General features: G+C 40.3%; 17 protein-coding genes, 1 pseudogene and 1 CRISPR repeat array. All 18 genes and pseudogenes read left to right on the forward strand.

What is annotated here, in order from left to right; translation table 11 throughout:
• The first annotated feature begins 167 nt into the window (after positions 1-167).
• The 18 genes and pseudogenes from cas6 (at position 168) to BM241_RS02360 (ending at position 21,268) form a co-directional block, all read left to right on the forward strand.
• Positions 168-923 carry a CRISPR-associated endoribonuclease Cas6 gene (gene cas6 / locus BM241_RS02280; RefSeq protein ID WP_025748599.1) on the forward strand — a complete coding sequence of 252 codons (756 nt, stop codon included), beginning with the start codon at positions 168-170 and terminating at the stop codon, positions 921-923.
• A 236-nt stretch (positions 924-1,159) separates the two neighbouring features.
• The gene (locus tag BM241_RS02285; protein WP_025748598.1) at positions 1,160-2,941 is read left to right on the forward strand and encodes a TIGR02556 family CRISPR-associated protein; all 1,782 of its coding nucleotides are present in this window, start codon (positions 1,160-1,162) and stop codon (positions 2,939-2,941) included.
• A 39-nt stretch (positions 2,942-2,980) separates the two neighbouring features.
• Positions 2,981-3,889 (forward strand): type I-B CRISPR-associated protein Cas7/Csh2, encoded by a 909-nt coding sequence (cas7b, locus tag BM241_RS02290; RefSeq protein ID WP_025748597.1) that lies wholly within the window; start codon positions 2,981-2,983, stop codon positions 3,887-3,889.
• 12 nt (positions 3,890-3,901) lie between these two features.
• The gene (gene cas5b / locus BM241_RS02295) at positions 3,902-4,618 is read left to right on the forward strand and encodes a type I-B CRISPR-associated protein Cas5b (protein WP_092281943.1); all 717 of its coding nucleotides are present in this window, start codon (positions 3,902-3,904) and stop codon (positions 4,616-4,618) included.
• Entirely contained in the window at positions 4,593-6,965 is a 2,373-nt protein-coding gene (locus BM241_RS02300; protein ID WP_092281944.1) for a CRISPR-associated helicase/endonuclease Cas3, read from the forward strand. Before cas5b ends, BM241_RS02300 begins: the two co-directional genes overlap by 26 nt.
• A complete protein-coding gene (gene cas4, locus BM241_RS02305) occupies positions 6,959-7,453 on the forward strand; it encodes a CRISPR-associated protein Cas4 (protein WP_025748594.1) in 495 nt (164 codons plus the stop codon). The genes BM241_RS02300 and cas4 overlap by 7 nt, the downstream gene beginning before the upstream one ends.
• The gene (gene cas1b, locus BM241_RS02310; RefSeq protein WP_025748593.1) at positions 7,450-8,442 is read left to right on the forward strand and encodes a type I-B CRISPR-associated endonuclease Cas1b; all 993 of its coding nucleotides are present in this window, start codon (positions 7,450-7,452) and stop codon (positions 8,440-8,442) included. The genes cas4 and cas1b overlap by 4 nt, the downstream gene beginning before the upstream one ends.
• A gap of 42 nt (positions 8,443-8,484) precedes the next feature.
• Positions 8,485-8,748, forward strand: coding sequence for a CRISPR-associated endonuclease Cas2 (gene cas2 / locus BM241_RS02315; protein WP_025748592.1), 264 nt, complete (start codon positions 8,485-8,487; stop codon positions 8,746-8,748).
• 302 nt (positions 8,749-9,050) lie between these two features.
• Positions 9,051-10,550: a CRISPR direct-repeat array (repeat unit 30 nt; unit sequence GTTTTTAGTCTACCTATGAGGGATTGAAAC).
• Positions 10,551-10,687: 137 nt separating this feature from the next.
• Complete coding sequence (gene tnpA / locus BM241_RS13075; protein ID WP_394328172.1) at positions 10,688-10,966, forward strand: IS66 family insertion sequence element accessory protein TnpA; 279 nt, start codon at positions 10,688-10,690, stop codon at positions 10,964-10,966.
• Complete coding sequence (tnpB, locus tag BM241_RS02320; protein ID WP_092281945.1) at positions 10,960-11,229, forward strand: IS66 family insertion sequence element accessory protein TnpB; 270 nt, start codon at positions 10,960-10,962, stop codon at positions 11,227-11,229. The genes tnpA and tnpB overlap by 7 nt, the downstream gene beginning before the upstream one ends.
• A 150-nt stretch (positions 11,230-11,379) precedes the next feature.
• Positions 11,380-12,950 (forward strand): annotated as a pseudogene (tnpC, locus tag BM241_RS02325) (IS66 family transposase).
• A 458-nt stretch (positions 12,951-13,408) separates the two neighbouring features.
• The gene (locus BM241_RS02330) at positions 13,409-13,957 is read left to right on the forward strand and encodes a hypothetical protein (protein WP_143094037.1); all 549 of its coding nucleotides are present in this window, start codon (positions 13,409-13,411) and stop codon (positions 13,955-13,957) included.
• 360 nt (positions 13,958-14,317) lie between these two features.
• Positions 14,318-15,580: a TIGR02221 family CRISPR-associated protein gene (gene csx2 / locus BM241_RS02335; RefSeq protein WP_177206068.1), complete on the forward strand. Its 1,263-nt coding sequence runs from the start codon at positions 14,318-14,320 to the stop codon at positions 15,578-15,580.
• Positions 15,574-17,286: a CRISPR-associated protein Csx20 gene (gene csx20, locus BM241_RS02340; protein ID WP_092281948.1), complete on the forward strand. Its 1,713-nt coding sequence runs from the start codon at positions 15,574-15,576 to the stop codon at positions 17,284-17,286. The genes csx2 and csx20 overlap by 7 nt, the downstream gene beginning before the upstream one ends.
• A 106-nt stretch (positions 17,287-17,392) precedes the next feature.
• The gene (locus tag BM241_RS02345) at positions 17,393-19,228 is read left to right on the forward strand and encodes a Cas10/Cmr2 second palm domain-containing protein (protein WP_051456405.1); all 1,836 of its coding nucleotides are present in this window, start codon (positions 17,393-17,395) and stop codon (positions 19,226-19,228) included.
• Positions 19,218-19,769 (forward strand): RAMP superfamily CRISPR-associated protein, encoded by a 552-nt coding sequence (locus BM241_RS02350; RefSeq protein ID WP_025748582.1) that lies wholly within the window; start codon positions 19,218-19,220, stop codon positions 19,767-19,769. The genes BM241_RS02345 and BM241_RS02350 overlap by 11 nt, the downstream gene beginning before the upstream one ends.
• Positions 19,766-20,926, forward strand: coding sequence for an RAMP superfamily CRISPR-associated protein (locus BM241_RS02355; RefSeq protein WP_025748581.1), 1,161 nt, complete (start codon positions 19,766-19,768; stop codon positions 20,924-20,926). Before BM241_RS02350 ends, BM241_RS02355 begins: the two co-directional genes overlap by 4 nt.
• Positions 20,927-21,268: a hypothetical protein gene (locus tag BM241_RS02360; RefSeq protein ID WP_025748580.1), complete on the forward strand. Its 342-nt coding sequence runs from the start codon at positions 20,927-20,929 to the stop codon at positions 21,266-21,268.
• Positions 21,269-21,273 lie beyond the last annotated feature (5 nt).

Consider the following 21,273-nt stretch of genomic DNA (forward strand, 5'->3'; position numbering starts at 1 on the left):
AATACAGATGTAAAACCACAGTTATTTCAATTTGATTAAATTTAAATATGGGTAAATTGTCCCAGCTACCGCTTGTTGGGGATGGGGCTGCTTAAACGGCGGATTATAAATACCCCAACCATGTCGGTTTCTTAAAGTTAAAAAATGGTTTAGGGGTGCAAGAGCTTATGAGGATAAAGCTTACTTTTGTTTCCGACAAAAACATCGTTATACCGCTACAGTATAACTATCTTGTACAGGCTATGATATACAACAATATCTCTCGAGAACTTTCGGATTTTCTCCATGACCAGGGGTTTGTCATAAACGGCAGGCAGTTTAAACTGTTTACCTTTTCTCGACTGCAGGGGCGTTTCAAGATAAGTGGCAGTAAGATCGAGTTTACGCCCCCCGTCAGTCTTATTGTGGCTTCACCGGTTGAAAGGTTCCTCCGCGAGCTGGCGGAGGGCATGCTAAGAAATGATAACCTGAACATATGTGGGCAGAGACTGATGCTTACCAGTGTAGCGGTATTCCAGGGGTTTGAGGATGTGGATTTCAGCGAAGAGGTAACCATAAAGATGCTCTCACCCGTTGTGGCTTATAACACCGTTAGAAAGAGCGGTGGCTCGCGAACCATCTATTTTTCACCATGGGATGAGTGGTTTTCCGAGCTTATAAGGATAAACCTTGAGCGGAAATATCAGCTTATATACGGTCAAAAGCTGCAGGACGGCGATATCAGGATAGAGCCCTTGGGGCCAAAGGATGACCGATACTGTAAGGTGCTTGAATACAAGAACACGGTTATAAAGGGCTGGAACGGCATATACAAGCTGAAGGGAGACAGGCGGCTTATAAAGGTTGCCTATGAGGCCGGACTGGGCAGCAAAAACTCTCAGGGCTTTGGTTGCTTTGAGGTCATAGAGGGGTTGAGAAGGTGAGAGTACTTCGGGAAAATTTTTGCAAAAAATTTTTGAGGAAAAATTTTATGAGACAAATATAGTGTCTATTTATGTGGTATAATAGTTGTAAAAGATGCAATATGAAATTTTTAGCTAAATCAGTAAATGATTTAGATTTTTAGTAGTATAATACTTGGTTGCCGACGAAAAAAGGAATATTTACCGGTGTCTTTTTATAAGGATTATCCGATTGGGTAACAAGGGGGGGAAGGACCATGCTTGCGGCAGTAAAGGAGATAGGTCGATTAAGGATTGAACAACGCGGGCTGAGTCATTTGGAGGTTCTTGTGGAGGACCCTAATTCTACCGGCAATTATGGAAAGGTTATAGCCATCGTTTTAGAAGAGGTTAACGATGACGAATGGAATTTTAAAGGGATTGAGCTTGAGGACTATGATGAGACAAAGATAATGAAATATTTATACAGAAGTGGTGCTGCCAATGGTGCAGACCTTACTCCAACAGCTAAATTGAGCGGAAAGCCTGAAGGAACTTTTGATAGAAAGATACTTGGCTGGTTCAATATACTTGATGAAAGAGGTTTACAGATCTCTCAACAGGATAAAGTATTTTTAAGTCAGGTCAGGAAACAATTAGACTTAAATGCCAATTACATAAAGAAAGAAATCTTAAGGATAAGAGATGAGACGCCAAATAAAATAGGGATATTGGTCACTCTAAAGTTTCGACAGAATGACCAAGTACGATATGTCGGAGATTTTCCCATCTTTACAACACTCCTTATGTATCAGGTCGATAAGAAGAATGAAAAATGTGCGGCAAAAGATAAGGTGTGTTCGATATGCGGTGCAAAAAAGGATTTGGTGATTGGCAATTTAGATACATATGCATTTTATACTCTGGATAAAATCGGTTATATAACTGGTGGGTTTAGAGAAAACGACGCATGGAAGAACTTTCCTGTATGTAGGGAATGTAAGCTGGCACTGGACGAAGGGAAAAAATACATCGAAAAGCACTTGACTTTTAGATTCTGTGGGATAGAGTATAATCTTATTCCTAAATTCATTGTAGGGGCCGAAATGATTCCTGATGAGATTCTTGATATATTTGCTAACACTTCCAAGTTGGTTTCGCTGAAACAAGAAGTAATAGACAGGATTACAACCGATGAAGACGATATATTGTATTATCTTAAAGATATCAAAGATGTCATAGCGTTAAATTTCCTTTTTCTCAAGAAGATAAACGCTGCTGAAAGAATCCTTCTATTGATAGAAGACGTATTTCCGTCCCGCCTTCGTAGGATATTTGACGCAAAATATAAAACTGATGAGATTTTTGCAAGCAAGTTCACATTCGGTTCAATAAGGAGCTTCTTCTCCAAGTCTGATCCAAACAAGAGAGATTATGACTTGGATGGGTATTTCCTTGATGTTGTAGACAGGGTGTTTAAGGATAGGCCGGTCAGTTATCATTTCTTGCTCCAGTTCATCATGAAGAAAGTCAGGCATGAATTTGTAAACGATGGCTACTTTTATCAGGCTGTCAGGGATGGTCTGATGACGATATATTTCTTGCAAAAATTAGGATTGATAGAAATGGAGGAGGAGGTCATGGAAGAGAGGGTTTTTGATGGATTGTTTAAGAAATATGGCCCTGCGTTTGAGACGCCTTTGAAAAGAGGCCTGTTTCTCCTGGGAGCCCTTACCGAACTGTTGCTCAGGAAGCAGTACAAGGAAAGAGGAGCAAAGCCGTTTATGAAAAACTTGAAGAGCCTGAAGATGAACGAAAGCGATTTTAAAGGGCTCTTGCCGAAGGTGCAAAACAAGCTGGAGGAATACAATGCCTTTGATAAAGGCAAGAGAATTCTGGCAAGGGAAGCGGCCAACTATATATTGCTTGCTCAGGACAAATGGCAGATGCCGGTTGATGAGCTCAATTTCTATTTTGCAGCTGGTATGAACATGGTGGATGAAGTGGCCAAGATAATTTATCCAGATGAAAAGCCTGAGGAAATTCAAATTCAAGAATAAAACAAGAATAAAAAATGAAACGATGAGGAGGTATGCAATATGTCGACCATAAAAAATAGGTCTGAGATACTTTTCCTTTATGATGTGACCGATGCCAATCCCAATGGGGACCCGGTGGATGAAAACAAGCCTAGAATAGATGAGGAGACAGGGGTCAACATAGTCACAGATGTAAGGCTGAAGAGGACTGTGAGGGATTACCTGCATTATTATAAAGGTCTGGACGTGTTTGTGCTGGAGATACGAGATACCGATGGGAATTTAAAGACCAAAGAGGAGAGATTGGCTGATTTTAAAGACAATGAAGATATTGTAAAGAAGTGTATTGATGTAAGGCTTTTTGGGGCGACCACTGCGGTTAAAGGCAAGACTATGACCTTGACGGGGCCGGTGCAGTTCAAATACGGCAGGTCGTTGCACAGGGTGAATGTGGTATACGTCAAAGGGACCACTGTAATGCCTTCTCAGCAGGACAAAAAACAGGGTACGTTTACAGAGAAGTACATACTTCCCTACTCACTGATAGCTTTCTATGGCATTGTCAATGAAAATGTAGCAGCAAGCCAGGGGATTGATTTAACAGAGCAGGATATTTTGTACCTTCTGGAAGGATTGTGGAACGGTACTAAAAATCTTATATCCACTTCAAAGGCCGGTCAGATGCCCAGGCTGCTGATTCAGGTTGTATACAAAGAAAAGAATTTCCATATGGGTGAGCTGGACAAGAGGATAAAGTTTGTGAGCGACAAAAACGACGAAGAGATCAGGGATATAAAAGATGGTAAACTGGATATTACTGAGCTGGTAAATGCTTTGAATGTTCACAAAGATGCCATTGAAAGGATAAACTATAAGGTGGATGAGCGTGTGGTTTTGATGTTAAATGGAGGGGAAGTATCTATACAAGACGCATTAGCAGGATTTAATTCGAATGAACTTTTGTTTTGAGGGGTATGGGACATGAAGGCGTTGGTCTTTGATATATACGGGGATTTCGGGCATTTTAAAAAGTTCTATACTACATCGTCCCCCCTCACCTTTTCTTTTCCTCCACCGCCTACTGTGCGGGGAATGTTGGGAGCTATAGCTGGGGTGGATAAGAGCGAGTATTTAAACGTCTTTTCCCATAAAGAATGCAGAATTGCTATAAGGATTCTTTCACCCATCAAAAAGATTAGGATGGGTATAAACCATATAAATACCAAAGGGAATTACTGGATTCCTGTTAAAAAGGGAACCCATGAAGCGCGTACCCAGATAAGGACCGAGTTTTTGAAAAATCCGGCTTACAGGATATATGTGTGTCACAAGGATGAGGGTGTTTTTGGTAGATTAGTGGAGAATGTAATGGAACATAAGACTGTTTATACTCTTTCAATGGGCTTGAGTGAACTATTGGCCAATTTCCGATATGTAGGATTGTGGGAAGTGAGGGAATGCGGCAATGGTGAGGGGGAAATCGCCACTGTAATACCTATGAGCGCTGTTGAAGAATATGGCATACGTTTTGAAGAAGGTAAGAAGTATTTCAAAGAAAAGATATCCGTGAATATGAATCAGGATCGCGTAGTAGAACGCTATGAAGACGTCATATTTGAGGCGCAGGGTAAATCCATTTATGCCCGAACCAAGGTATACTGGGAGGTTGAAAATGGAGAGCGCATTGTATTTTTCTGAATTGTATTCTCATCCAGGGAAGGCTCTGGAGGAACATCTTATTAATGTCGCGGACATTGCGATACAGAATTTAAATCAGGCACCTGATGATATTTTCAAACGCCATGGCAAAGATGTTTTATCGAGGTTAGTTAAGGTTTGTGCTCTATGTCACGATATCGGTAAGGCCACATCATATTTTCAGGAGTATCTGTTTGCGCCTGACAGCGTAAAGGATAAGTTGAAAGTCAAGGAAGAGACCCATCATGGGTTTTTATCAGCTATCGCGGCCTATTTTGCTACAAAGGCTGAATTTGAAGGAGTGGATGCGTTAAAAGGCGAGGAGAGGGAACTTTTGCCTTTCATCGCCTTTTTAGTTGTTCGCAGGCACCATGGCAATTTTAGGGATGTGCTGGATGAAGTAATATGGAAGGAAAGGGAAAGAGGCGTTTTATTGGCCCAGGTGGAAAGCATAGATGAAACAAAACTGTCCGTAATCAATGAAAAGCTACGCCGTGCAGGTTTAAACGTAGATATAACCAACGCTCACCTTAAAGAATGGGTCCTTGCCTTTCCAGATGAGCTTAGGCGACTGAGAATGAGGTTGCGAAAGCTTGAACGGATGAAGGATATTGAGCCGTATATTCTCACCAATTTCCTGTTTTCATTGTTAATAGATGCTGATAAGAGCGAGGTTACAGTGGGAAAAACTGTGGAGCGGGCAAATGCTGATTTGGATCGTCATGTTGTGGATAATTACAAAGCAACTATGGGTATAAGAGATAGCTGGTTTAATAGTTTAAGGCAAAAAGCATACGATGAAGTTTTGTCTACGCCGGTAGATTTAAATGCTAAAGTTATGTCAATCAATCTTCCCACTGGCTTAGGGAAAACTTTGACATCGCTAGCGTTTGCCTTGAAGTTGAGAAAACAGATACAATCTACAAAGGGTTTTACTCCCCGGATTATATATTCACTTCCGTTTTTAAGTATTATCGAACAAAATGCCGAGCAGTTTGAAAAAGTGTTGGTTGCCAATGGGTTTGATGTCGATACCAGCTTATTGTTAAAGCACCACCATCTTTCGGAAGTGTATTACAGAAAAGGGCAGGAAGAATTTGAGACGGATGATGCTAAAATTCTGATAGAGGGTTGGAATGCGGAAATAGTGGTTACCACGTTTGTACAGCTTTTTCATACATTGCTTTCAAACAAAAATCACGACCTGCGTAAATTCCACCGGTTAAGCGGAAGCATAATTATACTGGACGAGGTGCAGTCTATCCCTACTCATTACTGGTTGCTCATTGGGGAGCTCTTTAAGAAGTTAACACAGGAGCTTGATGCGTATATAATCTTCGTAACCGCAACCGAGCCGCTAATTTTTTCCCGCGACGAGATTACTCCTTTGGTAAACAGGGAATTCTATTTCAACAGCATGGGGAGGGTAACCATTACACCGCAGCTTAAGACTAGCTTAACTCTGGAAGAGTTTGCTGAAAAGCTTGAAATACAAGATGAGAAGAGCTATTTGTTTATCTTAAATACCATAAAATCGGCTAAGGCCTTTTATGAGCTCTTAAAGCAAAAAACGGGGGAAGAGGTTGTTTATCTTTCGACCCATGTGGTTCCTTATGAAAGGCTTGAGCGGATAAAGCTCATGAAAGATAAAAAGGTCAGGCTTGCTGTTACCACGCAAGTAGTAGAGGCAGGAGTGGATATCGATTTTGATGTGGTGTATAGAGATCTGGCGCCGCTTGACTCCATAAATCAGGCGGCCGGTCGCTGTAATCGCAATTGGACAAGCAAGGGAGAAGTTATAGTTGTTTCATTGAGGGATGAAAAGAGGCTGTATGCCTCCTATATTTACGATTCAGTGCTTCTGGATATAACCAGGGGCATATTAAGCGATAGAGAAACTATTGAGGAAAAGGAATTTTTGCGGATAATCGAGGAGTATTATGCTCAGGTGCAGGCTAGAAAATCCAGCGATGTCTCCAGGGAACTTCTAACGGCAGTCTATAAGATGAAGTATGAAAGTGTGGATGGCAGCACATGTATCGCAGATTTCAAGTTAATTGAAGAGGATTATCCCAAAATTGACGTATTTGTTGAGCTAAACGATGAGGCAAAACAGGTTTGGCAAAGATACGTCGAAATAAAAGAGATAAACGACTTGTTTGAAAGAAGGTTACAATTTAGCCGTATAAAATCAAACTTTTACAAATATACTATTTCGGTTCCACTGAAGATTGACAATCTCCCTCCTGAAGTAGCCGGTTTTAGGTATGTTGCTAATAACAACTTGGACGAGTACTATGATAAAAATACCGGTTTTATAACCCAAGGGGTGACGGCACTGTGGTAGCCATAACGGGCACTTTGGTACAGAGCTATGGCATATGTAAGCGCCAGACATGGCTTATGGCTCATCAGATAATCCCTGATCAGGAACATCCGTATATAGAGATAGGCCGGCTGCTTGACCAGGAAACATACAGCAGGGATAAGAAGAAGATCAACTTTGAAAACGTCGTGTTGGATATCATAAGGTCGGATGAAGGAGATATAGTAGTCGGGGAGGTCAAAAAGAGCTCAAAGGCCCAGGAAAGCGCGAGACTGCAGCTCGCCTTTTACCTATATAAGTTAAAACAAAGCGGTGTAGATGCCAAGGGGCTTTTGCTATTTCCTGAAGAGAGAAAAAGAATACCTGTGGAGCTTACTCCTGATTTGGAAAACGAGTTGGAGAGTATCTTCAAGGGAATTAATGCGGTGGTATTGAGAGATACGCCACCGCCGCCTGAGAAAATTGGTTATTGCAAAAATTGTGGATACAGGGAGTTTTGTTGGTCATGAAAAAGGCGATTTACATATTTTCAAGTGGTGAGCTAAAGAGGAAAGATAACACCATTTACTTTGAAAACGAAGAAGGGAAAAAGTTTATACCAGTTGAAAACACTGGTGAAATATATGTGTTTGGCGAGGTGGATATAAACAAGCGGTTTCTTGAGTTTTTAACACAGGCTGAAATAATAATGCATTTTTTCAATCGTTATGGATACTATGTGGGCACCTTTTATCCCAGAGAGCATCTCAATTCGGGGTATATGATATTGAAGCAGGCCGAGCATTATCTCGATTTCGAAAAGAGATTTAGGATAGCTGCGGAGTTTGTCACTGGTGCGTCAAGAAATATTCAGCAGGTTCTCAGGTATTACATAAACAGAGGCAAGAGCCTGGAAGAGATAGAACAGGCCATAAAGAGGTTGGAAGATAGGATTGGCTGTTGCACAGATATTGAAGAGCTTATGGCTATTGAAGGCAACATAAGAGATCATTATTATAAAGCATTTGATTTAATTCTGGGGAAAGCGGAGTTTGCTTTCGAACAGCGCACAAAAAGGCCACCTCAAAATTATTTGAATACCCTCATAAGTTTTGGGAACTCGCTATTGTATACTATTATACTGAGTGAGATTTATAAAACCCATCTTGACCCGCGCATCGGATTTTTGCATGCCACTAATTTCAGGAGGTTTACACTAAATTTGGATGTAGCCGAAATATTTAAACCCATAATTGTTGATAGGGTTATTTTTACCTTAATAGGTAAAAACATGATAACCAAGGACCACTTTGAAAAAAGTACGGAAGGCCTACTTCTTAAAGAAAAAGCACAGAAAACCTTTGTAGAGGAGATGGAGAATAAGCTTAAGACCACGTTCAATCACAGACATCTGGGGAGAAATGTGTCTTACAGGCGGCTTATAAGGCTTGAATTGTATAAGCTGGAAAAGCATTTGATTGGAGAGGAGGAGTACAAGGCCTTTGTTGCAAGGTGGTAAATATTGTAGATTTATATATATTTTGGTATATAGGTGATATTGATGTTCTTGATTTTAGTTTATGATGTAGGAGAAAAAAGAGTTGGAAAAGTACTCAAAATTTGCAGAAAATATTTAAACTGGGTACAGAACTCGGTGTTTGAAGGAGAGATATCGGATGCAAATTTCAAAAAATTGAAGTTTGAACTTAAAAAAGCTATAGTTGAGGAGGAAGATTCTGTTATTTTTTATATATTAAGAACGACTAAATATTCTGAACGCCAGATTATGGGGATAAAGAAGGGTGGGGATGATATTTTTATATGACAATGGATCCCCGTTGGTGGCATTGAATTTATTTACAAAGAATAAAGTGAAGATAATGTTTTTTATATAACACTGGACTTGTTTAGTCAATAAATGCGCATGAGTTTGAAATAGGAAAGATTAAAATTGTCGTCGACCTCCAATAGCGTAAAAACCCCTGGAGATCGACGACAATTTTTTTGCTTCAATTTTCACCAAAACCTTTATTTTCTAGGGAAAGAGTGGTATAATTAACTCAAAGTCGAAGGTGATAATGTTTTTACAAAAAATAACAAACCCTTATTATAAGCGGATTGTAATTGGTTTTTAGTCTACCTATGAGGGATTGAAACATTCTATCCCGAGATACAAAACACCGTCCTCGGGATAGTTTTTAGTCTACCTATGAGGGATTGAAACCCTTACCTGCTGTATCCTCAACCTTTTCACGCAAACGTTTTTAGTCTACCTATGAGGGATTGAAACTTGCTCGTTTCTACGCATCTGGCATCGTTTCTACTTCGTTTTTAGTCTACCTATGAGGGATTGAAACGCCTCCCCGTAACGGTTAATAAGGCAACGGGTAAACGTTTTTAGTCTACCTATGAGGGATTGAAACTCCCTCCTAAACGCATTATTCCTATACCTTGCAAATAGTTTTTAGTCTACCTATGAGGGATTGAAACACGTCTGTTTATTTTGACGGCGTTCTATTTGAACAAAGTTTTTAGTCTACCTATGAGGGATTGAAACGATGTACAGCAGAATACGCAATATGCATATCAGATAAAGTTTTTAGTCTACCTATGAGGGATTGAAACGTGGCTTTGTTGCCTTTCTCAATTTTCACATTTCTAAGTTTTTAGTCTACCTATGAGGGATTGAAACCAAGTATTATTGTTACACATCATGGTACAAAAGAAAGTTTTTAGTCTACCTATGAGGGATTGAAACTCTAATTGCACTTTGGAACCTTGGATTAAGGTTGTGTTTTTAGTCTACCTATGAGGGATTGAAACTATCATTACACCGCTGCACGTAACTGCACAATTCCAGTTTTTAGTCTACCTATGAGGGATTGAAACTAGCAGGACTTGCAGCTGCAGCAGTAGCAGTATATTAGTTTTTAGTCTACCTATGAGGGATTGAAACTGCTCTCAGCCTCCTTGGTGTTTTTCCTCATCGCTTGCGTTTTTAGTCTACCTATGAGGGATTGAAACTTCCATATTTCCTAATTAGGTTTACAAATGAATCCCAGTTTTTAGTCTACCTATGAGGGATTGAAACAGGGCCTGCACTCTATCTTGACTAGTGGTACTTGTGCGTTTTTAGTCTACCTATGAGGGATTGAAACTAAACCTGATGATTTTGAGCTTGTTCTATATCCTAGTTTTTAGTCTACCTATGAGGGATTGAAACCCTTCCCAGCCTATGAGCAAACGGGCATACAGGCCCGGTTTTTAGTCTACCTATGAGGGATTGAAACTAAGCTCCTCGGGTTCCCCCCATACGCTCAAAGCTGCGTTTTTAGTCTACCTATGAGGGATTGAAACACTTCTCGTAACAACCCCACTTTGATACCCCAACCGCGTTTTTAGTCTACCTATGAGGGATTGAAACCGATATCTCAAATCCGGCTGGAACACGATAGAATTTTAGTTTTTAGTCTACCTATGAGGGATTGAAACTTTTTAAGGCGCTTTTGTTAAAGGGACATATAAAAATAAGTTTTTAGTCTACCTATGAGGGATTGAAACAACTGGGCAGCGCTCTTTTGCCCCTTTTTGAATGTTGTTTTTAGTCTACCTATGAGGGATTGAAACCAAATAGTAGCAATGTAAGCGTCAAATAGAGCACACCTAAAAATTTGCAAGCAAATGTGAGATAATTCCTCCATAGAAATGATAAGGAGGGATTGTCTATGACGCATACAGAACGTAGGCAGCAATAGAAAGCTAGGATTGAAGCCTACAGAGCCAGCGGCTTAAGTGCGAAGGAATTTTGCAAACAGCACAACATAAGCGAAAAACAGCTGTACTATTGGCTAAGAAAAGAATCTCCAAAAGAACAAACTGATAATACAGTGCAATGGTTATCTGTTAGTTTAAGTGGCCAAGAAGACACATCTGGATGCGACTTTTTAACCGTAAAAGTAGGTCCTGTTGTAATTGAGGTAAGACAGGGTTTTAATGAGAAACTGCTGCTGGATGTAGTAAAGGTGTTGAGTACTCTATGTTAGGGCTGGCTTGTACTCAAAAGGTTTATCTTGCATGCGGGAGTACCGACATGCGGAAATCAATAGATTCCTTGGCAGCTATCGTACAGCAAAGCTTTGCATTGGATCCTTTTGGGGCAGCCTTGTTCGTGTTCTGTAATAAGAGCAGGGACAAGATAAAGATATTGCAGTGGGACCACAATGGATTCTGGCTTTACTACAAAAGGCTGGAGAAAGGGAAGTTTGATTGGTCGAAGGGAGGTACCGGTACAGCAGAGATAGCATAAGGGAGCTGAGATGGTTACTGGATGGATTATCGCTGGAGCAGAGAAGTGCTCATAAAAAAGTCATTGTGAATACGGTAATATAAAGAATTTTTAAAAATTTTTTGAAGAATTGAAGGTTTTTAGCATTTGATGTCGAATACAATAAATATTATGGGAAATACATCAACTGCTGCAGTTACAATTGAAGAGTTAATGAAAGAGAACAGCCTTTTAAAGCAGGAGATAGAGGAGCTTAAAGCGAAATTGAGGTGGTTTGAGGAGCAGTTTCGCTTAAGTCGGCAAAAGATGTACGGGCGTTCGAGCGAGAAGACGAATTCGGGGGAGGGGGAACAGCTCAGCTTTTTCAATGAAGCGGAGAAGGAATCGAACGCAGAAGCTGCCGAGCCTGCTATAGAGGAGATAACATACAAGCGCCGTAAGAGGAAGGGATACAGAGAAGAGAACATAAAGGACCTTCCTCTTGAGGTGATAGAGTACCGTTTACCAGAAGAAGAACAGATATGCCATGTTGTGGTGGTAAGCTTCATGAGATGAGCACAGAGGTGAGGGAAGAGCTAAAGATTATACCTGCCAAGGTAAGCATAGTGAAGCATGTACGCTATGTATATGCCTGCCGCAATTGTGAGCAAAATGAAGTGAGCACGCCCATAGTAACAGCAACAATGCCTAAAGCTGCACTTCCTGGGAGCATTGCCTCACCATCTGCTATTGCGTATGTAATGACACAGAAGTTTGTGGAAGGGATGCCGCGTTACAGGCAGGAACAGCAGTGGGAACGAATGGGGATAGAGCTATCAAGGCAGACGATGGCTAATTGGATGGTACAGGGGTCAGAGAGGTGGTTGAGGCCTGTATATGAGAGGATGAGGGAACATCTAATTAAGAGGGATATACTGCATGCAGACGAGACGACGTTGCAGGTATTACACGAGCCAGGACGGGCAGCTGACACTGTATCATACATGTGGCTTTATCGTACAGGCAGGGATGGTCCGGCAATAGTGCTTTATGATTATCAGACGACGAGGGCAGGGAGGCATGCGAAGAAGTTTTTAGAGGGATTCAAAGGATACCTGCATGTAGATGGATATGAAGGCTACAAGGGTATACCTGATGTAATATTGGTTGGATGCTGGGCACATGCGAGAAGGAAGTTTGATGAAGCATTAAAGGCGATACCTGAGACGAGTGAAGGTATAGCAAGCGTGGCAAAGGAGGGGCTTGATTACTGCAATAAGCTGTTTGCAATTGAGCGGGAGCTTCGAGATGTTACACCCGAGAAGAGGTATGAAGAGCGGCTGAAGCGGAGTAAGCCGATACTGGATGAGTTTTATTCGTGTTTAAAATACCATATGTCGAGGGTACTGCCTAAGAGCGTGTTAGGTGGGGCTATTAGGTATTGCCTAAACCAGTGGGATAAGCTTACAGCATTTTTATTGGATGGTAGGCTGGAGATAGATAACAATATAAGCGAGAGGTCAATAAAGCCGTTTGTGATAGGGAGGAAGAACTGGCTATTTAGCAATACGCCGAAGGGTGCAAGAGCCAGCGCGACGATCTACAGTATAGTTGAGACTGCCAAGGAGAATGGGTTAAATCCTTTTGAGTATCTGAAGTATTTGTTTGAAAAGCTACCGAATATGGATGTAGAGGATAAGGAAGCGATGGATGAGGTTTTACCATGGTTAACCAGCTTGCTAGTCTGTTGCAGGGTGAAATAAAGATATGAAATCTCCGCCTTACATAAGGTGGGTATTATTTTACGCTTATGTAGCAATGTGGTTACTTTCCCCGAAGGTACTGTTTTTAGTCTACCTATGAGGGATTGAAACGCGGAAGAGCTTAACCAGCTCACAGAGGCCGGCGTCAGTTTTTAGTCTACCTATGAAGGGATTGAAATTCTGGCTATATCTAAGCCTGGATCGGGAGTAGCATAATTTTCAGTCTATCTCTAAAGAATCAACACTCCATATATGTATTTTTTCTAGCTATAGCAGTTTTTACTGTACGAGTAGGGATTGAAATAGTCAAAATATGGTGATAATATAATTTGGCTGATAAAAGTTTTGTGATGAATTTGTGGGAAATATTTTTAAGGAAATGCTTTTTGACAAAAAACAATGTGGGAGGATACAAAAATATAATGATAAAACGTTAGTATTTTTTATTGATGATAAGTTTGATTATCGTAGTACTTTTGACTGGATGTTTTGGTGTCCCTCTGCCGGAAAATCTTTCAGAAAGGTCAAAATCAGCAAAACCAAATGACGAAGAAGTAGAGAAAGCGCAACAGGAGTTGAAGAGCATCGAGACCCAAGAGCTACCACCAATTCAAGAAGAAGTTCGACAGCTCCATATTATAATGAATAACCTTACAGGTTGGGGCCAACTTGATAAATATTCAGATGAAAACGGCTCTGGATGGGATACAGTTGCTTCATATCTAGCGGGTGAAGAAAATATCGTTGATCGAGTATATGATATTATTGCTAAGATTGATTCGGAAACCTTGAAGCAGGATTTGGAAGCGTTTGTATTGGCATTTTCAAAAGCTTATGAGGAAAAAGACGTTGATCTGCTCATATGGGCACACCGGATTGTTCATGACCTTGACTATTGGGTGTTTAATTATGAAACAGTAAGTGGCGGCTCGCGAAACTATTGGGGAGCCACAATTACGCTTGAAGGGGATAACGCTTTTGCTAAAACAGTTTTACAATTGAAGTAGAGCATATTTTTTGTTTGTATAGGATTTAGCCTAAAAATTTTTCAAATGTTCAATCTATGGCTTAAAATTTTAGATTAAGCCTCAAGCTTTCATGTCAACAATTCCAATTTAGGCTTATAGATTTCCTAATTTGCCTTTCTGTTCAAACATCAAATCTGAAACTGTCTATCATTTATTTATGAAAAACTTGTAAATTTTTCATAAATAGATGTTTTTTAAGAAGGATTTTGTTCATAAATGTAGAAATATAAGTAGAAATATAAAAATTAAAGTAATCCTATTTGGTTTGTGAAAAAGCAATATTAGCTTTTTTGTGATGTTAAATAACTAATGAACTTTTGATGGGGATGGATGGTAACGATGTGTACGAAAGATAAAATCATTCTCATCTCTTTAATAGGCAAAGGCAAAATAAAAGAAAAAGGTTATGAAAAAGCAGATTATTTTTTCGAAGAGACCGGTGATGTAATCAGCACGTCATTTTTTGGCTCAGCTTTATATCGAACTTTAAAAAAACAGAATTATGAAATTGACCAATGGCTTATATTTGGTACAAAACAATCCAATTGGTCTGAGCTTTTAAGCGCGATCGAAGATAGTACAAGCGACAAATGTTATCATGATTATCTGCTGGAACTTTGTGAAAGAGTATATGAAGAAGAAAAGGCAGGTATTTCTGACGAACTTCTCAAAAGATGGGAAAAGGCTCTTAGACACGATATCCCGGGTATACGCCTTCTGCCGGTTGATCCCCTTGATTATAAGGTTTACATAAACGCCATGTTGAATGAAATAGTAGACGAAAAACGCAAAGTAGTGCTTGATATTACCCATGCATTTAGGCATATGCCTGTAATAATAGCTTTTTCTTTAATAGTCTTGAAATATATTAAGAATATATCTGATGTTACCGTATATTATGGTGCTCTCGACATGAAGAATTTTATAAATGGTTCACATAACAATTGCGTCCCGGTGCTTAAGATTGATTTTGTTACAAAGCTGGTTTCATTCGCTGAAAGCCTTGCGACGTTTAACAATTCGGCATACTTTGTGGACCTCTTAAAGCTTTTGGATATACACGATACTGAGGAAACATATTTTTGGCTTGAGATGAACAGACAGCCCAGAAGCCAGCTTACTCAAATAATTCAGAGACTAAGTGCAATTTCTGATGAAAATAGTTATCGGTCGCCTATTGCAAATTATTTGAATCAGCAACTACAACCTTTGATAGGAGCTACGCTGGATAAGAGAATGATCGAAAGGGCAAAATTTTTCTTCGACAAAAAGCAGTATTTGAAGGCGCTTATTCTTTTATATGAGGGATTAATAATAGGCATAGGCAGAAAACACAAGTTTAGCGATTATTTGCAATATGATGCAAGAGAACGAATAAGGGAATTCATTAAGAATAACGTACAATTGGTTTTTGCTACTGAACATCAAAAGGAAATATATTACAAACTTGAATATACAAGGAATGCTGCTGTACATGGGACACCTCCTAGGGGTACTCAGGATACCTTAGAACAGCTTGATAGCTTTGAACAGTTGTTTACGCAAGGAGTCAAACTTTATGAAGATATAGTAAATTGTGAAGGAGAGAGGTATGGATGTTAAAGTTCATTTCTCTTTTGGGGACAAATGCTTATTTGCCTTGTAATTATTATTTAGATGACATAAAAGCAGAGGACTGCTGTTATATCCAAGAAGCGCTTATAAGGATATTGACTAAAAAGGGGATGGAATTTGATAATGTGTTGGTTTTTACAACTCAGGAGGCTTATCTTAAAAACTGGGTGGATAATGCGTACAACAAGCGATATAACGAACAGAGGCCTGGGCTTGAGATGGTCTTAAAGGATGTGTTTAAGGATTGCCCTGATAAAGTGAAGAATGTGTTTATCCCCAGTGGCAACAGTGAAGAAGAGCTGTGGAAGTTGTTTGATATACTATTGGCTCAAATTGATGAAGGGGACGAGATAATACTGGATATAACGCATTCATTTCGTTTTTTGCCCATGCTTGCTTTTATAGTTTTTAGCTTTGCGAGAATTGTCAAGCGATGCGAGATAAAAGGCATATACTATGGGGCTTTTGAAGTGTTGGGAAGTACGAAAGAAGTAGAAGCGATGGATATAAGTGTGCGCAATGCCCCTGTGTTTGATTTAACGCCGTTTGTGGTTTTGTTTGATTGGATTTTAGGGATTGATAGGTATATTGCAACGGGAGATGCTTCTATAGTAGAGAGGTTAACCCGTTCGGAAAGCGGTAAGTTGTCCAGACGCATCCGTCAGGATATTTCTGAGGGGAAGTTGCCTGCTAATCCGGCTTCTTTGTTTAGAAACTCCAACCTTCTGCGAGATCTATCAAGAGCTATGATAGAATTCGGCAACACGATTTTTACTTGCAGAGGTCAGGAATTGTCAGAAGCAGCACTAAAGCTTAAAAAAGCTATCAATGACGTGGTGGAAAGTGATGCCTACCACTATGTAAAACCGCTTGCGTATATAATGGATATGCTGAAAAACCGCTTTGACAGGTTTGGACAGGATGAATATGTGAACATGTTGGAAGCGGTCAGGTGGTGCCTTGAGAACAATATGTACCAGCAAGGGCTTACCATACTGGAAGAGGGGCTTATAAGCTTTGCCTGTGATATGTATGGGGTGGACAAGAAGGAGAAGGAAAATAGGCAAGGATATAGCGGTTACTATAAGGAAATTCAAGAAGGAACCGCGACAGTAAGGTTGTGCGATGGATTGGATTTGAATGCTACTGAAGAATTCTATAAGTTACTTTATAATCTAGGTAATATCCGAAATGACATAAATCATGCCGGCTGGGCAAAGCATTACTCAAGGCCGGTCACTTTCAAAGAAAAATTGGAGGAATTTATAGTTAAGGCGGAGGATATTTTGCGTTCTCGTACATCTGAAAGACAAATGCTCCTTGTTTTTTCGCATCAGCTTACCGATGCGCAGCAGCGGCAAGCGAAGGAGAAGCTCGGTATATCAAGATTTGTGCCGCTCAGCCCAGAACTACTAAATAAATGGAGCAATGTTCCGCCTGAACTGGACAAATTGGATGATTATTTGAAGGATGTGCTGAAGTGGATTGACCATAACGCTCGCGGTGGAGATTATGTGCTGGTACAGGGGGACTATGGTGCCACCATGATAGTTGTGGCGCATTGTTTAAAGCGCAATTTAAGGCCAGTATATGCAACCACTCGCAGAGTGGTAAGCGAGGAAAAAGAGGGGGACAAAGTGTTGACAACAAGGGAATTTGAGCATGTGGAATTTAGGGAATATAAACTGTTCTGATGGAAGTATGTGTATGTTTCATTTGGGATACGCGAAACAATGACCGAAGCAATGTGATTGTGTTCTCAGATGATAAAAATAGAAGAATTGGAGAGAGGTAATGCTTATGAGAAGCCAGGATATGATTCGCCTTTTAAATCCAAACCCCATTTCTTTTTCGCAGTTTGAAAAGGTGAAAAAAGGCATTATAGAAAAAATCGAAAGAGGAGATCAGGACATTGTACCATTGCTGGAGGATTACTGGGATGTGCCATATTATTTTACAAAAGAACAGGAAAACAGCTTTATGCCTTCTATAAGGGATGCAGCACGCCTTTACGTATTGATCAATTATCTGCTGTACGGGCAGCCCGGTTCTAGCTTTGATAGAAAAAGGTACTATGAGCAATTTTTCACAGATGAGATGGATGAAGTCAAGCAGTGTATTTGCGACATTGCTTTTCAAAAACCTGTTATGCTGAAAAGCGATGTAGAAGTGGATGTAGTATTGGGTTCAATATATAAGATAAAGAGATATTTTCTGGAGAACAATCGGATAAAGGATATAAGGGGCGCCAGCGCTATTATTAAATACATGAATGAAGATGTTACGATGGAATTCTTGTCCAGAAATTATATAGAAGAATGCGCTGTATACTGCGGCGGTGGCAATGTCTTGGTATTGGTGCCTAAAGGGCACGGTGAAGTGATATGCAAGCAGCTGGAAAGTCGGTATGCAGAGATATCGCTGACAGCTAAAACTGCTTTTGAGTACATATCCTGTACCCTTAATGAGTTATTTAGAAATTACAACCGGAAAATGAATCAGCTCAATCATCTTTTAGAAGAGAGGAAGAAGATAAAAGTTTATCCTATAAATCCCGATAACGAGCTAAAGTTTATCCAAATAGGGGATAAAAAGATTGATTTTAGCAGGGTTGAGCGCATAGAAGGTCAACGTGAGGTATGCAAGTTATGTGCTGTGAGGGATGCAAAGTATAAGCTGTTTACTCCCGAAGGCGAGGTCTTTGTTTGTCCCTCGTGTATGCGAAAGAGCCTCACCGGTAACTATAAAGCCATATTTTATGAGGAATATCAACAGTTTACAGGGGCATATCCCAATATGGAAGTGTCGAGCATATCGGACCTGCAAGATAAAAACGGCCGTGTTGCTGTCATATATGCTGACGGCAACAACATGGGTAACGTGGTCATGAACATCCAAAGCCCGTTTGAACACATGTATTTCAGCCGAAAAGTGGATTATATTACTAAAAAGTGTGTATATGACGCTATACGCAGTATTATGGGAGATGATGCAAGGTTTGAGGCAATTGCTCTGGGCGGTGATGACGTATTCATAATTGTACCGGGCGATGTCAGCCTTGAGATAGCCAATGAAATAGTAAAAGGGTTTGATGAGAGCTTTGACCATATAATTACCATGTCAGCAGGGATATGTATAGCAAAACACACCACTCCTATACAGAACATGTTTAAGGTGGCACAACACAAGCTTAAGAGCGCCAAAAACCTTGCCAGAAACATAGGGGCAAACCAGGGTACGGTGGATATAGAAGTCATACAGAGCAATATAAACATAGACCTATCAAAGCCAACCTTGAACCTGTTTCCTGCTGACAGTACGCAGTTATCTAAATTTATAAATATCATAAAGAGAATGAAGAACTCTAAGGTAAAACGCTCCCAGCTTTATAAGCTGAGGCATGCTTCCAGAACATTAAACCCATACGAATTTCAGCTTTTTTATGCATATCAGATAACCAGGCTTTCACAGCAGTATAGCTCCCTTGTGGCTGAGCTTTTTGATGTAAGGCCTGAAAAGTTTAGCGGACTTATCGAGAATACAGACAGAGAGGCCGATAAGCCGTTTAAATCGCCGTGGGAGGATATCGTGGTACTGTGGGATTGCATTAGAGGAGGTGGGAGCAGTGCTTCTTAAAAGATACGATGTTAAGATAGAAGTTATGACGCCATTTAATATAGCATCGGGAGAGGACAGCGACGGGTTTGTGGATAAAAAAACCGTGTTGTTTAAAGGTCAACCTTATATACCCGGTAGCACCATAAAAGGGAAGATTCGTAGCAATTTCTGCAAGATAGCATCGATAGAACATATTGATGGCATTTGCGATTGCCCGGCATGCAACATCTTTGGCGGTCAGGGCTTTAAGCCATCGCGAATATACGTAAACGATTTTACGCTTGAAAAGTGTGAGGCAAAAGAGAGAAAAAACCTGCTCATAAGATTCGGCAATGCCATGGATAGGTATAAAAAGACTGCTAAAGAGGATGCATTGTTTGTAACTGAAGTTGCAAGGCCTGCCTTGTTTACTGGACAGATAACCGTGTACTTCGATGAAAACACTTTGAATTATAAGGAAGATCTGGAGCTTGCAATAAGGATGATAGACAGCGTGGGTAACGGAAGGAGTAGAGGATACGGCAGGGTAAAGGTCTATCTGGAGGAGGTGACACAATGAATGTCAAGCTAAATTTTGCCTCTCCGTTTATAGTGGGAGGGATAAAGCAGGTTTCGAATTATATTGAAAGTATAGATTACATACCGGGCAATGTCGTTAGGGCAGCCTTTGCTAGATACATACTAAACAACTGTTTTTATTATGACCCAAACGAGGTTGTTATAGTAAGAGGTTCAAAGCGAAAAAACTGGGTGTATTTTAAAGACAAGCCTAAATGTGCCGAGTGCCTGGTCAGAGCCTTGTGCCAAAAGTTTGACCGCATCAAGTTTTCGTTTTTCTATCCTGAGGCCACAAAGGTAATCCCTTCCACTGTTATGGTGTGTAAGATAAACCCTCAGCATGGATTTATAGATAGGCTCATACAAGAACCTAAATGTACTAAATGTGAAGGTGGAAGGGGTAGAGTAGAGTTTGTATCGGGTTTTTTAAAAGACGGAAAGAATTACAGCGTTATAAAGAGTTTTATCACTAAAACGGCAATAAACAGGTATACAGGTACTGCCAAAGATGGTGCGCTTTACTCGGTACTTGCTGTATCTGCAACTTATAAGGATAAGGATTATGAGGACAATGTATTTGTTGGACAAATTCAGGGACTTACGCCAGAAGAGCTTGGAGTGATAGATGAGCTTAGAATTGGGAAATACACCTCAGTTGGCTTTGGTAGGTGCAGCATTTCAGTTGAAGATGAAGGGCAGGATATCTTACTGGATGTAAAGAAGGTTGTGCAAAGGATGGAAGAGTTTGATGCTAAGTATAAAGAGTACAACGGTATAGATGATGCTAACAGGAGGTATTTTGCGATTAAGTTCGTGTCGGATGCCAAGTTGAATTTTGAGCAAAATGGCATAGACAAGTACATGTCCACTGATGAGTATAAGGCATTGTGGTTTAAAGCCCTGGGTATTGATTTGGATGTCGAGATTGAGAAGGTGTATGCCGAGGTTATCAACTTCAGGGGCTATGATACTTCCAAGGTGGAAGATGACAAAAGGGAACAGCCGATCCATATGGTTGAAAAAGGCAGCGTGATAGTTTTCAAAACTTCTCTGGATTTCGGTAATGTGGTTGATTATTTCGGCTCTATAGAAGGGTTTGGTATGGATACCAGTGATGGCTTTGGAAAATTCGATTACCATTTTGGAGGTGTGTGTTAAATGACCGAGTTATTGTTGAATTATGTGGAGCAGTTGGGGAGAAATACGGGTTTTTGGCGTAACAACGGCAGGAGAATCGGAAGCAGCAATATAAGAAACCTGGCTGCAATGGCCACTAATGCCGACTGCTATAAGGAGTTCAGGCTGTTCATAGAATACAAAAAGGGTAAGGGCAATGGTTGGGATGAAAGATTTGAGGGTAACAAGCTTTTTGGTGATGTCATACTGGGCTATATGGATGAGATATATGAAAAATGTAAGAAAGATGACAAAGAAGCGCTTAAGCACATAGGCAAGTTTTTCGGCTATTTGTACTGGAAGCTGAAAGCCTTGGAGAGATGAGGGGG

The organism is Caldicoprobacter faecalis, from assembly GCF_900115765.1.
Taxonomy (GTDB): domain Bacteria; phylum Bacillota; class Clostridia; order Caldicoprobacterales; family Caldicoprobacteraceae; genus Caldicoprobacter; species Caldicoprobacter oshimai.

Excerpts from the sequence above, each read along its gene's own strand:
- BM241_RS02300 (WP_092281944.1), top strand. The coding sequence starts at position 4,593 with ATGGAGAGCGCATTGTATTTTTCTGAATTGTATTCTCATCCAGGGAAG.
- BM241_RS02285 (WP_025748598.1), top strand. The coding sequence starts at position 1,160 with ATGCTTGCGGCAGTAAAGGAGATAGGTCGATTAAGGATTGAACAACGC.
- cas5b (WP_092281943.1), top strand. The coding sequence starts at position 3,902 with ATGAAGGCGTTGGTCTTTGATATATACGGGGATTTCGGGCATTTTAAA.
- BM241_RS02360 (WP_025748580.1), top strand. The coding sequence starts at position 20,927 with ATGACCGAGTTATTGTTGAATTATGTGGAGCAGTTGGGGAGAAATACG.
- csx2 (WP_177206068.1), top strand. The coding sequence starts at position 14,318 with ATGTGTACGAAAGATAAAATCATTCTCATCTCTTTAATAGGCAAAGGC.
- tnpB (WP_092281945.1), top strand. The coding sequence starts at position 10,960 with ATGTTAGGGCTGGCTTGTACTCAAAAGGTTTATCTTGCATGCGGGAGT.
- cas2 (WP_025748592.1), top strand. The coding sequence starts at position 8,485 with ATGTTCTTGATTTTAGTTTATGATGTAGGAGAAAAAAGAGTTGGAAAA.
- csx20 (WP_092281948.1), top strand. The coding sequence starts at position 15,574 with ATGTTAAAGTTCATTTCTCTTTTGGGGACAAATGCTTATTTGCCTTGT.
- cas1b (WP_025748593.1), top strand. The coding sequence starts at position 7,450 with ATGAAAAAGGCGATTTACATATTTTCAAGTGGTGAGCTAAAGAGGAAA.
- cas7b (WP_025748597.1), top strand. The coding sequence starts at position 2,981 with ATGTCGACCATAAAAAATAGGTCTGAGATACTTTTCCTTTATGATGTG.
- BM241_RS02355 (WP_025748581.1), top strand. The coding sequence starts at position 19,766 with ATGAATGTCAAGCTAAATTTTGCCTCTCCGTTTATAGTGGGAGGGATA.
- cas6 (WP_025748599.1), top strand. The coding sequence starts at position 168 with ATGAGGATAAAGCTTACTTTTGTTTCCGACAAAAACATCGTTATACCG.
- BM241_RS02345 (WP_051456405.1), top strand. The coding sequence starts at position 17,393 with ATGAGAAGCCAGGATATGATTCGCCTTTTAAATCCAAACCCCATTTCT.